Source organism: Streptomyces lydicamycinicus, assembly GCF_000829715.2.
In the GTDB taxonomy this organism is placed as follows: Bacteria; Actinomycetota; Actinomycetes; order Streptomycetales; family Streptomycetaceae; genus Streptomyces; species Streptomyces lydicamycinicus.
In genome coordinates, this window is sequence record NZ_BBNO01000003.1 from 107,079 (window position 1) to 123,352 (window position 16,274).

The following is a 16,274-nucleotide window of genomic DNA, read 5'->3' on the forward strand; positions in this document are numbered from 1 at the left end:
TTTTCGTGCCGGTCGAAGGGGCGGAACCAGGTGACCAACGACAAGAAACTTGTCGAGTATCTCAAGCAGGCCACAATCGATCTGCGGCAAAGTCGCCGCCGGATCTGGGAACTCGAATCGGAACCGATCGCCATTGTCGGCATGGCCTGCCGCTATCCCGGTGGAGTCGCCTCTCCGGAAGACCTGTGGACGCTGTTGTCCGAGGGCCGCGACGGCATGTCCGCCTTCCCGGCGGACCGGGGCTGGGATGTGGAGGGGCTTTACCACCCCGACCCGGAAAACCCCGGCACGTCCTATGTCCGGGAGGGCGGATTCCTCCAGAACGCTGCGGAGTTCGACCCGGGGTTCTTCGGAATCTCACCGCATGAGGCGCTCGCGATGGACCCGCAGCAGCGGCTGCTCCTGGAAACGTCGTGGGAGGTCTTCGAACGCGCCGGAATCGACCCGGGAACCCTGCGGGGAAGCAAGACCGGGGTTTATGCCGGGCTGATGTACCACAACTACGCCGCGCGGGTCCTCGATGTCCCCGACGACATCGCCAGCTTTATGAGCACCGGCGCGGTGAGCAGTGTGGTCTCCGGCCGTATCTCCTATCTGTTCGGCTTCGAAGGCCCCGCGATCACCGTGGACACCGCCTGCTCTTCCTCACTGGTGGCGCTGCACCAGGCGGTACTGGCGCTCCGGGCGGGGGACTGCGACCTCGCGCTGGCCGGTGGCGTGACCGTGATGGCCACCGCGGACACCTTCGTCGACTTCTCCTACCAGCGCGGTCTCGCGGCGGACGGCCGCTGCAAGCCGTTCGCCGCCGCCGCGGACGGCACCGGCTGGGGCGAGGGCGTCGGCCTGCTGCTGGTGGAGCGGCTCTCCGATGCCCAGCGCAACGGCCACCCGGTGCTCGCGGTGGTGCGGGGTTCGGCGGTGAACCAGGACGGTGCGTCCAACGGTCTGACCGCCCCCAACGGACCCTCGCAGCAGCGGGTGATCCGGCAGGCTCTCGCCAACGCTCATCTCTCGCCGTCGGATGTGGACGCGGTGGAGGCCCACGGCACCGGTACGACCCTGGGCGACCCCATCGAGGCCCAGGCGCTGCTGGCGACCTACGGGCAGGACCGCCCGGCGGACCGCCCGCTGTGGCTGGGCGGTATCAAGTCCAACCTCGGGCACACCCAGGCCGCCGCCGGAGTCGCCGGCATCATCAAGATGGTGCTCGCCATGCAGCACGGCGTGCTGCCCAAGACCCTGCATCTGGACGCCCCTTCACCCCATGTGGACTGGTCCGCCGGCGCGGTGGAACTCCTCGCCGAAGCCAGGGACTGGCCGGAGGCCGAGCGGCCCCGCCGGGCCGGGGTGTCCTCCTTCGGCATCAGCGGCACCAACGCCCATGTCGTCCTCGAACAGGCCCCCGCCGACGAACGCGCAGAGCCCGGCCCCGCCCCCGTGGCATCCGATCCGTCCGGTCTGGTGCCCTGGGTGCTGTCCGCCCGTTCCCGGCAGGCACTCACCGCACAGGCGGCCGGACTCGCCGCCTTCGTGGACGAGCAGCCGGAGCTGAACCCCGTGGACACCGGCTTCTCGCTGGTCACCACGCGTGCCGCCCTCGACCATCGCGCGGTCGCCCTGGCCACCGACCGGGCCGGACTGCGCACCGCGGTGTCCGCCCTGGCCGCCGGTGACGCCGCGCCCGGCGTGCTCACCGGACTGGTCAGCGACGGCAAACTCGGTGTGCTGTTCACCGGTCAGGGGGCGCAGCGGCTGGGGATGGGCCGTGAGTTGTATGAGACCTATCCGGTGTTCGCGCGGGCCTGGGATGAGGTGTGTGCGGAGCTGGACGGTCTGCTGCCTCGGCCGCTGACGGAGGTGGTCCGGGGCGGGGGTGATCTGCTCGATCAGACGCAGTATGCGCAGGCGGCGCTGTTCGCGCTGGAGGTGGCGCTGTATCGGTGGGTGGAGTCGCGTGGTGTGGCTCCGGCTGTGTTGCTGGGGCATTCCATCGGTGAAGTGACGGCTGCCTATTTGGCGGGTGTGTGGTCGCTGGCGGATGCGGCGAAGCTGGTGGCGGCTCGTGGGCGGCTGATGCAGGCTCTGCCGGCCGGTGGTGTCATGGCGTCGGTGCGGGCCTCGGAGGACGAGGTCGCCCCGCTGCTGGAGGGCCGGGAGCAGGTCGGGATCGCTGCCGTCAATGGCCCCGAGTCCGTCGTGGTCTCCGGTGCCGAGGCCGAGGTGGAGCAGATCGCTGCTGCCCTGGAGCGGGAGGGGCGTAAGGTCAAGCGGCTGCGGGTGAGCCATGCCTTCCACTCGCCGCTGATGGACCCGATGCTGGCCGAGTTCCGCGCGGTGCTGAGTCAACTCACGTACGCGGACGCTCAGTTGCCGCTGATCTCGAACGTGACCGGTGAGCCGGCCGACTCGGCCGAACTCCGCAACCCCGAGTACTGGGTCCGGCACGTCCGGGAAGCCGTCCGCTTCCACGACGGTATGCGCGCCGCCCACGCCGAAGGCGTCACCACCTTCCTCGAACTCGGCCCGGACGGCGTCCTGTCCGCCATGGGACAGGACTGCCTGGCGGAGGATGTGGCCTTCGTCGCCACGCTGCGCAAGGACCGTCCCGAACCCGAGGTGGCGACGGAGGCTCTCGCCGGGCTGTGGGTCCGTGGGGTCCCCGTCGACTGGCAGCCGATGCTCGCCGACGGCCGCCGGGTGGCACTGCCGACGTACGCCTTCCAGCGGCAGCACTTCTGGCTGGAAGGCGACACCGGGGCCGGCGATATGACCGCCGCGGGTCTGGGCGCTGCCGATCACCCGCTGCTCGGTGCCACCGTGACCCTGCCGGACGCCGTGATCCTGGCCGGCCGGCTGTCCCTGGCCACCCACCCCTGGCTCGCCGACCATGCCGTACTCGGCGCCGCCGTACTGCCCGGCTCCGCCCTGGTCGAACTCGCCATCCGGGCCGGGGACCAGGTCGGCTGCGACCTGATCGAAGAACTCACCGTGCGCAGGCCACTGGTGCTGCCGGAGCGTGGCGGAGTCCAGCTGCGCGTCGTCGTCGCGGAGCCCGACGAGGACGGCCGCCGGGAACTGGCGGTGTACTCGCGGCTTGAGGAGTCCCCCGAACAGTCCTGGACCGCGCACGCGACGGGTGCGCTGGCGGCGGGCGCCGGGGCGATGACGTTCGGCGAAGCGGTCTGGCCGCCGGCCGGCGCCGAGGCCCTCTCCGTGGACGGCTGCTATGACGCTCTCGGTGCCGCCGGATTCCACCACGGCCCCGTGTTCCAGGGTGTCCAGGCCGCCTGGCGGCGTGGCGACGAGATCTACGCCGAGGTCACCCTGCCGGACGAAGTCGCCGCCGATGTCGCGAAGTTCGGGCTGCATCCGGCCCTGCTGGACGCCGCGCTGCAACCAGCGCTCGACGGGCTGCGGCTCCCCGCGTCCTGGACCGGGGTGCGCCTGCACGCAGTGGGTGCCACCGCACTCCGGGTGAAGCTGAGCAGGGCAGGTGACGGGTATGCGCTCCTCGTCGCCGATGAGGCCGGCGGCGTGGTCGCCTCCGTAGACGCGGTGCGCTGGGAGCCGGTGGTTCCCGAGCAGCTGACCACGAGCGTCCCGGGCGACCACCACGACTCGCTGTTCGCGGTGGAGTGGGTGTCCCTGCCGGACCTTCCCGAGGCTTCCGACGCCGAGGGCGACGACGACCTCGTCCTCCTGCATCCGTCGGTGGCGGGCGGGGGGACGACCGTTCCCGACGATGTGCGTGCGGTGACCCACCAGGTGCTGGAACAGCTTCAGAGCTGGGTCGCCGATGACCGGAACGCCGCTGCCCGGCTCGTGGTGGTGACCCGGGGTGCCGTCTCGGTCGCCGGTGAGCCGGTGGATCTGGCCATGGCGCCGCTCTGGGGACTGGTGCGCTCGGCGCAGTCGGAGCACCCGGGCCGTTTCGTACTGATCGATATCGACGACCACGAGACGTCCTCCGCCGTGATCCATGCCGCCGTGGCCACCGGTGAAGCCGAACTGGCTCTCCGGGAAGGCGCGTTGTCGGCACCTCGGCTCGCCAGGCTCGAACCGTCCGTACCGTCCGGACCTTCCCCGTCCGGGCCGTCCGGAACGGCCTCGGTCTGGAACCCCGACGGCACCGTACTGATCACCGGCGGCACCGGAACCCTGGGCAGCCTGATCGCCCGGCACCTGGTGACCGCACACGGCGTCCGCAGCCTCCTGCTGACGAGCCGCCGCGGCCCGGACGCCGAGGGCGCAGCCGCCCTCCGCGAGGAACTCACCGCGCTGGGCGCCCAGGTGGAGATCGCCGCCTGCGATGCGGCGGATCGCGACGCCCTCGCCGAAGTGCTGGCGGGAATCCCGGCGGACGCTCCGCTGACCGGAGTCGTGCACACCGCGGGGGTCACCTCCGACGGAACCCTCGGCTCCCTCACCGGGGAAAGCCTGGACACCGTGCTGCGGCCCAAGATGGATGCCGCCTGGAACCTGCACGAACTCACCCAGGACGCCGATCTCTCCGCGTTCGTCCTCTTCTCGTCGGCCGCAGCGGTACTCGGCGCGGCCGGACAGGGCAACTACGCCACCGCCAACACCTTCCTGGACACGCTCGCCCGCCATCGCCGCAACAACGGTCTGCCGGGCACCTCCCTGGCGTGGGGGCTCTGGGCCGAGACCAGTGAGATCACCAAGCAGCTCAGTGACACCGATCTGCGACGGATGGCCCGCGGCGGACTCGTCCCGCTCACCGCGGAGGAAGGCGTGGCACTGTTCGACGCCGCGCTCACCACGGACACCGCGCTCTCCGTCCCGATACGGCTGGATCTGCGGGCGCTTGCCGCCTCCGGGGAGGTGGCGCCCGTCCTGCGGGGACTGGTGCCGGTGCGCCGGCGTGCCGCCACGGCCGGCGTCGGTGCCGGTAACGCGTTACGGGACCGTCTCGTCGGCCTGCCGCAGGCCGACCAGGACCGGGCGCTGAGGGAACTGGTCACGGCCCAGGTCGCCCTGGTACTCGGGTACGCGGGCAGCGGCGCGGTGGAGGCATCCCGTGCGTTCAAGGACCTCGGGTTCGATTCGCTGACCGCGGTGGAACTGCGCAACCGCATGGACACCGCGACCGGACTCAGCCTCCCGGCGACCCTGATCTTCGACTATCCGACCCCGGCCGCTCTCGTGCGGTTCCTGCGGGAAGAACTGCTCGGCGGGCAGACCGCCACCACCGTGGTGCGGTCCCGCGGGGCCGTGGACGACGATCCCATCGCCATCGTCGGAATGGCCTGCCGCTTCCCCGGCGGCGTCGCCTCTCCGGCGGAGCTCTGGGACCTGCTGGCCCGCGGCGAGGACGCGGTCAGCGACTTCCCCGGCGACCGCGGCTGGGACGTCGAGCGGCTCTACCACCCGGACCCCGACCACCACGGCACCTCATACGTCCGAGAAGGCGGCTTCCTGCGGGACGTGGCCGACTTTGACCCCGGGTTCTTCGGCATCTCACCGCGCGAGGCGACCGCCATGGACCCGCAGCAGCGGCTGCTGCTGGAAACCTCCTGGGAGGCCCTGGAAGACGCGGGCATCGACCCGACGACACTGCGCGGTGCCGACACCGGCGTCTTCGTCGGCACCAACGGCCAGGACTACGGCTCCTTCCTGGCCCAGAGTTCCGCCGAGGTGGACGGCCACCTCGCCACCGGCACCGCGGGCAGCGTGGTATCCGGCCGGATCTCCTACACCTTCGGCTTCGAGGGCCCCGCGGTGACGGTCGACACCGCGTGCTCGTCCTCTCTGGTGGCCCTGCACTGGGCCATCCAGGCGCTGCGGTCCGGCGAGTGCTCACTGGCCCTGGCCGGCGGTGTGACGATCATGTCCACACCGATGGAGTTCATCGAGTTCTCCCGCCAGCGCGCCCTCGCTCCGAACGGCCGCAGCAAGGCCTTCGCGGAGAGCGCGGACGGCGCGGGCTGGGGCGAGGGCGTCGGTCTGCTGCTGGTCGAGCGCCTTTCGGACGCCCGGCGCAACGGTCACCCGGTGCTAGCGGTGGTGCGGGGTTCGGCGGTGAACCAGGACGGTGCGTCCAACGGTCTGACCGCCCCCAACGGCCCCTCGCAGCAGAGGGTGATCCGTCAGGCGCTGGCGAACGCCGGTCTCGAAGCGTCGGATGTGGACGCGGTGGAGGCGCACGGCACCGGCACGACGCTGGGCGACCCGATCGAGGCCCAGGCGCTGCTGGCCACGTATGGGCAGGGACGCCCGGCGGAGCGGCCGTTGTGGCTGGGTTCGGTGAAGTCGAACATCGGGCACGCCCAGGCCGCGGCCGGGGTGGCCGGTGTGATGAAGATGGTGCTGGCCATGCGGCACGGTGTGCTGCCGAAGACGCTGCATGTGGATGAGCCGTCGTCGCATGTGGACTGGTCCGCGGGTGCGGTGGAGCTGCTGACGGAGGCCAGGGAATGGCCGGAGAGTGGTCAGCTGCGTCGGGCGGGTGTGTCGTCCTTCGGTATCAGCGGGACAAATGCGCATGTGGTACTGGAGCAGGCCCCTGTAGAGGCACCTGTAGAGGCACCGGCGGAGCCGGTCGAGGAGGCGCGGCCCGGGGTTCTGCCGTGGGTGCTCTCCGCACGCTCCGAGCGTGCGTTGGCCGCTCAGGCCGGCCGGTTGGCGTCCTTTGTCGAGGACCGCAAGGAGTCGGATCCCGTTGATGTGGGGTTCTCCCTGCTGAGTACCCGGGCGGGGTTGGAGTACCGGGCGGTGGTGCTCGGTGCTGACGGTGCGGACCTTCTTGACGGCCTTCGTGGGCTGGCTGCGGGGGTGGATCCCGCGGGTGTGGTGCGGGGTTCGACCGGTACGGGAGCCGGTGGCCGTGTGGTGCTGGTTTTCCCTGGTCAGGGCTCGCAGTGGCTGGGCATGGCGGATGAACTGCTCGCCAATTCCCCGGTGTTCGCGGGGCGGATGGCTGAGTGTGGCGAGGCGCTGTCGGAGTTCGTGTCCTGGAAGTTGGATGAGGTTCTGTCCGACGAGGACGCGTTGGCGCGGGTTGATGTGGTGCAGCCGGTGCTGTGGGCGGTGATGGTGTCGTTGGCTGCGGTCTGGGAGGACTGCGGTGTGGTGCCCGCTGCCGTGGTGGGGCATTCACAGGGTGAGATCGCCGCGGCCTGTGTCGCCGGCATCTTGTCTCTGCGTGATGGTGCCCGGGTGGTGGCGTTGCGCAGTCAGGCCATTGGTCGGGTGTTGGCTGGTCGCGGCGGTATGGTCTCCGTCGCCGGCTCGCGTGAGGCGGTTCAGGAGCGCATCGCCAGGTGGGGTGAGCGGGTGTCCGTAGCCGCCATCAACGGCCCGGCATCGACCGTGGTTTCCGGTGAACCCGAAGCGTTGCAGGAGTTGCTGGCGGAGTGCGCCGAGCAGGACGTACGGGCCCGGCAGATCCCGGTGGACTACGCCTCCCACGGCCCCCAGGTCGAGGAGCTGCGCGAGGAGCTCGCGACGGTTCTGGCCGAAGTCCGCCCTGGTCAGGGCCGTATCCCGTTCTACTCCGCGGTGAACGCCTCGCCCATATCGGGCGAGGAGCTGGACGCCGCCTACTGGTTCGAGAACCTCCGCAACCCCGTACGGTTCGAGGAAGCCGTCCAGGCCCTCCTGGCCGACGGCCATGGCGTCTTCGTCGAGTGCAGCGCACACCCCGTCCTCACCCCTGGCATCGAGGACACGGCGCAGGAGTCCGGCACCCCCGTCGTCGTCACGGGCACCCTGCGCCGCGACGAAGGCGGCTGGCCCCGCTTCGCGGAATCGCTCGCCCAACTCTGGGCGCACGGGGTCCCGGTGGACTGGAGCACCCTGCTGCCCACCGGCCGGCGGACCGACCTCCCCACCTACGCCTTCCAGCGACAGCGCTACTGGCTGTCGGCCTCCGCGGGTACTCAGGATGCGGCCGGTCTCGGGCTGCGACCGGTGGAGCATCCGCTCGTCCCGGCCGCCGTTCCCATGGCCGGTACGGACACGGTCGTCCTCACCGGGCGGATCAGTACGGCCACCCACCCGTGGATCGCCGACCACACCGTCCGGGGCGTCACCATCCTCCCCGGCACCGGCTTTGTGGACCTTGCCATCAGGGCGGGTGACCAGGTCGGCTGTCCCAGGGTCGAGGAACTCGTGCTGGAGGCCCCGCTGATCCTCTCGGATCAGGGTGGGGTGCAGCTCCAGGTCAGCGTCGGCGCTCCGGACGATCAGGGCCGCCGACCGGTCACGGTGCACTCGCGCGCCGACGACGCGCTCGACGGTGAGCCATGGACCGGGCATGCCACCGGGCTTCTCGGACCGGACACCGCCGCCGACAGTGGAACCGGCCTCGACGTGTGGCCCCCTAAGGGAGCCACCCCGGTGGACCTGGACGGCATTTACGACCAGCTGGCCGCCGCCGGAGTGGACTACGGGCCCGTGTTCCAGGGCCTGCGGGAGGTCTGGCGTCAGGGTGACGACCTCTACGCGGAGGTGACCCTTCCGCAGGACCAGCGGGACGAAGCCGAGCGGTTCGGGCTGCACCCGGCCCTGCTCGACTCCGTACTGCACGCCCTGTCGTGGTCCCCGCTCGCGGAGCAGGACGGTGGTCCCTGGATGCCCTTCACCTGGAACGGCGTCTCGCTCTTCGCGACCGGGGCGACCACCCTGCGGGCCCGCCTCAGCACCGCGCCGACCGGGGCCGTGACGCTGGATATCGCTGACGGCCTCGGTGAGCCCATCGCCTCCGTCGACGCGCTGCGGCTCCGGGCCGTCACCGCCACCGCACTGACCGGCGCCGCACCGCGCGACACCCTCTTCCGCCCCGAGTGGACGGCCCTCCACGGGCCGAAGTTCACCGGCTCCTGGGCCGTGCTCGGTGCGGAACGACGGGGCCTGACGGCCGCGTTCACGGGGAACGGCGACACCTACACCGATCTCGCCGCGCTCACCGCGGCGGTCGAGGCGGGCGCGCCCGTCCCCGAGGTCGTCCTGATCGCCGCACCGCGCAGCGACCGGGACGGATTCCTCCCGGGGGTGGTACACGGCGCCGTGCGCGACGCCCTGGAACTCATCCAGCACTGGCTGGCCGACGACCGGTTCGCCGCCTCCCGTCTGGTGCTGGTGACGAGCGGGGCCATGGCGGCCGAGGCCACCGACCCGGTGACCGACCTGCCACATGCCGCCGGCTGGGGGCTGTTCCGGTCCGCCCAGTCCGAGCATCCCGGGCGGTTCGTCCTCGTCGACCTGGACGAGGAGGACTCCTCGGCCGCCGCCCTGCCGGAGGTCATCGGCTCCGGCGAGCCACAGGCCGTCGTCCGGGCCGGCACGCCCCGCGCCGTGCGGCTCACAAGGGTCCACCTGGCCGGCGAGGCCCCGGCCTTCGACGCACAGGGCACGGTGCTGATCACCGGCGGTACGGGAATGATCGGCACCCTGGTGGCCCGTCATCTGGTGACACAGCGCGGGATACGTCATCTGGTGCTCACCAGCCGCCGTGGCGCGGCGAGCCCGGGGGCCACGGAACTGCGGGACGAGCTGGCCGGGCTCGGGGCGGAAGTCACCCTTGCCGCCTGCGACGCCGCAGACCGGACCGCGTTGGCGGAGCTGCTGGCGGCTGTTCCGCAGGCCCATCCGCTGACCGCGGTCGTGCACGCGGCAGGGGTGGTCGAGGACAGTGTGGTCACCTCGCTCACCCCGGGGCATCTGGACACCGTGCTGCGGCCCAAGGTGGACGCGGCCTGGAACCTGCATGAGCTCACCAAGGATCTGGGCCTGTCGGCGTTCATCCTGTTCTCCTCGGCGGCCGCGCACTTCGGCAACGCAGGGCAGGGCAACTACGCCGCCGCCAACGCCTTCTTGGACGCACTCGCACACCACCGGCGCGCCCAGGGCCTGCCCGCCGTCTCGATGGCCTGGAGCGTCTGGGCCGAGCGGGTCCAAGCCGCGGACCAGAGCGAGGAGATGCGGGCGGAGCGGATCTCGGCGGGAGCGATGACCGCGGAACTCGGCATGGTCCTCTTCGACCACGCCCGCCGGGCCGGCGAACCGGTGCTGGTGCCGATTCCGCTGGACATCCCGGCGATCCGGGCCCTGCCGAAGGACCGGGTACCGATCCTGCTGCACGGTCTGATGCCCGGCGACACCCGGCGGTCGGCCGGCACCGAGGGACCGGGCGAGAAGGGCTGGGCAGAGCGGCTGATCGCCATGCCGGCGGACAAACAGCGGGAGACCGTGCTGGCCCTGGTGCGTACCCAGGTCGCGTCGGTACTCGCCTACGAGTCCGCCGATCAGGTCGAGGACCACCGGCCGTTCAAGGACCTGGGGTTCGACTCGCTGACCGCGGTGAAACTGCGCAATCAGCTGGCCGCGGCCGGTGGCCTGACCCTGCCCGCCACCCTGGTCTTCGACCATCCGACCCCGGTCGCGCTCGCCGAGTTCCTGCGGGAGGAGCTGGTGCCGGCCGAGGCGGACCCCTCGGCCCGGCTGCTCGCCGAACTCGACCGGATCGCCGCCGGACTGCCGGAGATCGCCCCCGACGCCGCCGGCCGGGACAAGATCACCGCTCGGCTGCGCAGCATCTTGTGGCAGTGGGACGAGAGCAGGAACGGCGAGAGTCCGGAGAACTCCGACGAGGACTTCGACTCAGCCACCGATGACGAACTCTTCGACGCTCTCGATAACGAACTCGGAATGTCCTAACGCGTGCGGATCAAGCGCCTGACAGTGTTTTGGGGGAAGGTACCGGATGGAGAATGAAGCCAAACTCCGGGATTATCTCAAGCGAGCTACGGCTGATCTCCGCCGCACGCGCCAGAGGTTGCGCGAGGTCGAGGAGAAGCAGCACGAGCCGATCGCCATCATCGGCATGGCCTGCCGGTATCCGGGAGGAGTGAGTTCACCCGAGGAACTCTGGCAGCTGGTGGCCGACGGCCGGGACGCCGTCACCACCTTCCCGGACAACCGGGGCTGGGACCTGGAATCCCTGCACGACCCGGATTCCGGGCGCCCCTACACCTCTTATGTCCGCGAGGGCGGATTCCTGCATGACGCCCTCGAATTCGACCCCGAAATGTTCGGCATTTCCCCGCATGAGGCCTCCGCCATGGACCCCCAGCAGCGGCTGCTGCTGGAGGCGTCCTGGGAGGCGTTCGAGCATGCGGGAATCGACCCGATGGCCCTGCGCGGCAGTTCCACCGGGGTGTTCGCCGGGCTGATGTATCACGAGTACGCGTCGCGGCTGAACCATGTCGCCCCCGAAGCCGCGGGCTTCCTCGGCACCGGGAGCATCGGCAGCGTGCTGTCGGGCCGGATCTCGTACTCCTTCGGCCTGGAGGGCCCGGCGGTGACCGTGGACACCGCCTGCTCGTCCTCCCTGGTGGCCCTGCATCTGGCGATCCAGGCACTGCGGACCGGGGAGTGCTCACTGGCCCTGGCCGGCGGGGTCACCGTGATGTCCACCCCCGATACGTTCATCGACTTCTCCCGTCAGCAGAACCTGGCACGCAATGGGCGCTGCAAGGCATTCGCCTCGGGCGCGGACGGCACCACCCTCGCCGAGGGCGCCGGAATGCTGCTGGTGGAGCGGCTGTCGGACGCCGAGCGCCACGGCCATCCGATCCTCGCGGTGGTGCGGGGTTCGGCGGTGAACCAAGACGGTGCGTCCAACGGTCTCACCGCCCCCAACGGCCCCTCCCAGCAGCGCGTCGTGGAGCAGGCCCTGGCGAACGCCCGGCTCTCCGCCGATCAGGTCGACGCGGTGGAGGCACACGGCACCGGCACCGCCCTCGGCGACCCCATCGAGGCGCAGGCGCTGCTGGCCACGTACGGCCAGGGACGCCCGGCGGAGCGGCCGTTGTGGCTGGGTTCGGTGAAGTCGAACCTCGGACATACCCAGGCCGCGGCCGGGGTGGCCGGTGTGATGAAGATGGTGCTGGCCATGCGGCACGGTGTGCTGCCGAAGACGCTGCATGTGGATGAGCCGTCGTCGCATGTGAATTGGGCCGCGGGTGCGGTGGAGCTGCTGACGGAGGCCAGGGAGTGGCCCGAGAGTGGGCAGCTGCGTCGGGCGGGTGTGTCGTCCTTCGGCATCAGCGGGACGAACGCACACGTCGTGCTGGAGCAGGCACCTCCCGCCTCTGAGCCGGAGGCCGTGGAAACGGCTGACGACGAGCCGGTTGAGGCGGCGGCGCGGGCAGGGGTGGTGCCGTGGGTGCTGTCGGCGCGTTCGGAGCAGGCGTTGTCGGCTCAGGCGGAGCGCTTGGCGTCCTTCGTGGCGGAGCACCCCGAGCTGGACGCAACTGACGTGGGATTCTCCCTGCTGAGCACGCGAGCGGGGTTGGAGTACCGGGCGGTGGTCCTCGGCGCTGACCGGGAGGAGTCGCTCTCCGGAGTTCGTGGACTGGCTGGGGGGCTGGACCCGGCGGGCGTGGTGCGGGGTTCGACCGGTACGGGAGCCGGTAGCCGTGTGGCGCTGGTGTTCCCTGGTCAGGGTTCGCAGTGGCTGGGGATGGCGGACCAACTGCTGGCTACTTCCCCGGTGTTCGCGGGGCGGATGGCTGAGTGTGGTGCGGCGCTTTCGGAGTTCGTGCCCTGGAAGTTGGACGAGGTGCTGTCCGACGAGGACGCGTTGGCGCGCGTTGATGTGGTGCAGCCGGTGCTGTGGGCGGTGATGGTGTCGCTGGCTGCGGTCTGGGAGGACTGCGGTGTGGTGCCCGCTGCCGTGGTGGGTCATTCGCAGGGTGAGATCGCCGCGGCCTGCGTCGCCGGGATTCTGTCGTTGCGTGATGGTGCCCGGGTGGTGGCGTTGCGCAGTCAGGCCATCGGCCGTGTCCTGGCTGGTCGCGGCGGCATGGTGTCGGTCGCCGGCTCGCGCGAGGCCGTGCAGGAGCGCATCGCCAAGTGGGGCGAGCGGGTGTCCGTCGCCGCCATCAACGGCCCGGCATCGACCGTCGTTTCAGGTGAACCCGAGGCCTTGCGGGAGTTGCTGGCGGAGTGCGCCGAGCAGGACGTACGGGCCCGGCAGATCCCGGTGGACTACGCCTCGCACGGGGCCCAGGTCGAGGAGCTGCGCGAGGAACTCGCCACCGTCCTGGCCGAGGTGGCGCCTGCGGAAGGCCGTATCCCGTTCTACTCCGCGGTGAACGCCTCGGTCGTCTCCGGTGAGGAGCTGGACGCCGGGTACTGGTTCGAGAACCTGCGCAACACCGTGCGGTTCGAGGAAGCGATCCAGGCCCTCTTTGCGGACGGGCACGGCGTCTTCGTCGAATGCAGCGCGCACCCCGTCCTGACCCCGGGCATCGAAGACACCGCGCAGGAGGCAGGCAGCCCCGTCGTGGTGACGGGATCTCTCCGCCGCGACGAGGGCGGCTGGCCGCGGTTCGCGCAGTCCCTCGCCCAACTCTGGGCGCACGGCGTCCCGGTGGACTGGAGCACCCTGCTGCCCACCGGCCGGCGGACCGACCTCCCGACCTACGCCTTCCAGCGACAGCGCTACTGGCTGGACGACACCGGCACCGTCGGCGATGTCACCGCCGCCGGACTGAGCAGCGCCGATCATCCCCTGCTCGGTGCGGCCGTCTCGATGCCCGGCACTCAGGTGCTCACGGGGCGGCTGTCGCAGACCAGCCACCCCTGGCTGGCCGAGCGGATCGTCCTCAACACCGCGGTGGTGCCCGAGAGCGCGTTGGTCGACCTTGCCATCCGGGCCGGGGACCAGGTGGGCTGCGACCTCGTCCGCGAACTCACCGTGGAGATACCGCTGGTGCTGCCGGAGCATGCTGCCGTGCTGCTGCGGGTGCTGGTCGCGGAGCCCGACGCGGACGGCGGCCGGGAGATCAGTGTCTACTCGCGGCCGGAGGACGTCCCGGACGAGCAGGCGTGGACCCGGCATGCGACCGGTGTCCTCGCCCGAAGCGCCGAGCCGGCCGGCTTTGACGCACAGAGCTGGCCTCCCACGGATGCCGCGCCCGTCGAGCTGGCGGACTTCTACCGCGAACGGGCCGAGCTGGGGCTGGGCTACGGCCCGGTGTTCCAAGGGCTGCGCGCGGTCTGGCGGCGCGGTGGTGAGCTGTTCGCCGAGGTGGCCCTGCCCGAGGGGGACACGGGTGACACGAGCGGCTTCGGGCTGCATCCGGCACTGCTTGATGCGGCGCTGCAATGCGCCGGGCCGGACGGGGCGCAACTGCCGCTCGCCTGGACGGGGGTGAGCCTGCATGCCGTAGGGGCGACCGCACTGCGGGTGGCGCTGACCCCGGCCGGGGACGGGTACGCCGTTCGGATCGCGGACGTCGAGGGCGCTCCCGTCGCCTCCATCGCCTCCGTGACCTGGGATGACGTGCCGGCGGAACGGCTCGCCGAAGGTTCCGGCCGCCGCGGATCGCTGTACGGGGTGGACTGGGTGGCCCCGGACCCGGCCCCGGCCGCGGCGCCAGTGGACCCCGAGGGGACTTCCCTGGTGGTGCTCGGGGGCGACGGGCTAGGGGTTGGTACGGCACCGGGTGGCGACTTCCTGGACCTGGAAGCCCTGAAGGCGCTCGATCCGACCCCGGAAGTAGTGGTTCTCCCGGTACCCGACTCAGGGGTTGTCGGGGTTTCCGGTGGGGTTCGGGAGGTCGCATATGGGGTGTTGGAGACGCTGCGGGCCTGGTTGGCTGAAGAACGGTTCGCCGGGTCGCGGTTGGTGATTCTGACCCGGAGCGCGGTGTCTGTGACGGGGGAGGAAGTAGATCTGGTGACGGCACCGGTATGGGGGTTGGTGCGTTCGGCACAGTCGGAGAACCCGGATCATTTCGTGCTGGTCGACAGCGATGACCGGCAGGCGTCGCGCGCTGCGCTGATGGCGGCCGTCGCCCTGGGCGAGCCTCAAGTGGCCATCCGTGACGGCGAGTTGGCGGTGCCGCGGCTCACCACGCTGGAGCCGTTCGAGAAGGACGGCGCACCGGTGTGGAAGCCGGAGGGCACCGTGCTCATCACCGGTGGTACCGGCACCCTGGGCACGCTGGTCGCCCGGCATCTGGTCACCGAGCATCGGGTGCAAAACCTGCTGCTGACCAGCCGCCGCGGCCCGGACGCCGAGGGGGCCGACGCCCTCCGGGAGGAGCTCACCGCTCTGGGGGCCCGGGTGACCATCGCCGCCTGTGACACCGCCGACCGGGACGCGCTGGCCGGACTGCTCGCCGGTATCCCGGCGGAGGCTCCGCTGACCGGTGTCGTGCACACCGCGGGCGTGCTGGACGACGGCGTCCTCGGGTCCCTGACCCGGGAGCGGATCGACGCGGTACTGCGGCCGAAGGTGGACGCCGCCTGGAATCTGCACGAGCTCACCAAGGAGCTCGACCTGTCCGCCTTCGTGCTGTTCTCCTCGGCCGCCGGGGTGTTCGGCGCACCGGGGCAGGGCAACTACGCCACCGCCAATGCATTCCTGGACGCGCTCGCCGCATACCGTCGCGCCCAGGCGCTGCCTGCCGAGTCCCTGGCCTGGGGGCTGTGGGAGGAGAGCAGCGGGCTGACCGGCACGCTCAGCGAGGCCGACCGGCAGCGTAAGGCCCGGGACGGGCTGCGTCCGATGTCCTCGGCGGAGGCGCTGGCGCTGTTCGACGCCTCGGTCGCGGGGGAACGGGCGCTCACCGTGCCGGTCCGGTTCGATCTCACGGCGCTCGGCGTGGGCTTGCGTACCGACGAGGTTCCCCCGCTGCTGCGCCGGCTGGTCCGCGGCACCCGGCGCAGCGCCGCGGCCGGCCAGGGCGGTGCGGACGGTCTGCCGGAGCGGCTGAGGACCGCCTCCCCGGCGCAGCGGTCGCGTCTGCTGCTGAACCTGGTGCGTGGCCATGTGGTCGCCGTACTGGGTTACGCCGACGCGGACGCGGTGGAAGCGGGCAAGGCCTTCAAGGACCTGGGGTTCGATTCGCTGACCGCCGTGGAGCTGCGGAACCGGCTCAACCGGGACACCGGGCTGAAACTCCCGGCGACCACGATCTTCGACTACCCCAACTCGCGGGTGCTCGCCGAATACCTCGGCACGCACTTCGCGCCGTACGGGGACGCCGGCTCCGGTGCCGACGACAACGAGGAGACCATCCGCCGGATGCTGACCTCGATTCCGCTGAACCGTCTCGCCGAGGCCGGGCTGATGAGCTCCCTGCTGGAACTGGCCGGGATCACCGAGGAAGCGTCCGAGACCACCGAAGACGACGACCGCGAATCGCTCGACACGATGGACATGGAAGCCATGATCCAGCTCGCGCTCGACGGTTCCGGCGCCGAAGACGACATGACGCGAGGACTGTGAGTTCACGATG

At 71.0% G+C, this 16,274-nt stretch carries 2 protein-coding genes; both read left to right on the forward strand.

All coding sequences use genetic code 11. The features are described from left to right. Positions 1–30 precede the first annotated feature (30 nt). On the forward strand, positions 31–10,677 hold the full coding sequence (locus TU31_RS09610) for a type I polyketide synthase (RefSeq protein WP_042152176.1): 10,647 nt from the start codon (positions 31–33) through the stop codon (positions 10,675–10,677). A 46-nt stretch (positions 10,678–10,723) separates the two neighbouring features. Next, complete coding sequence (locus TU31_RS09615; RefSeq protein ID WP_045867302.1) at positions 10,724–16,264, forward strand: type I polyketide synthase; 5,541 nt, start codon at positions 10,724–10,726, stop codon at positions 16,262–16,264. Positions 16,265–16,274 lie beyond the last annotated feature (10 nt).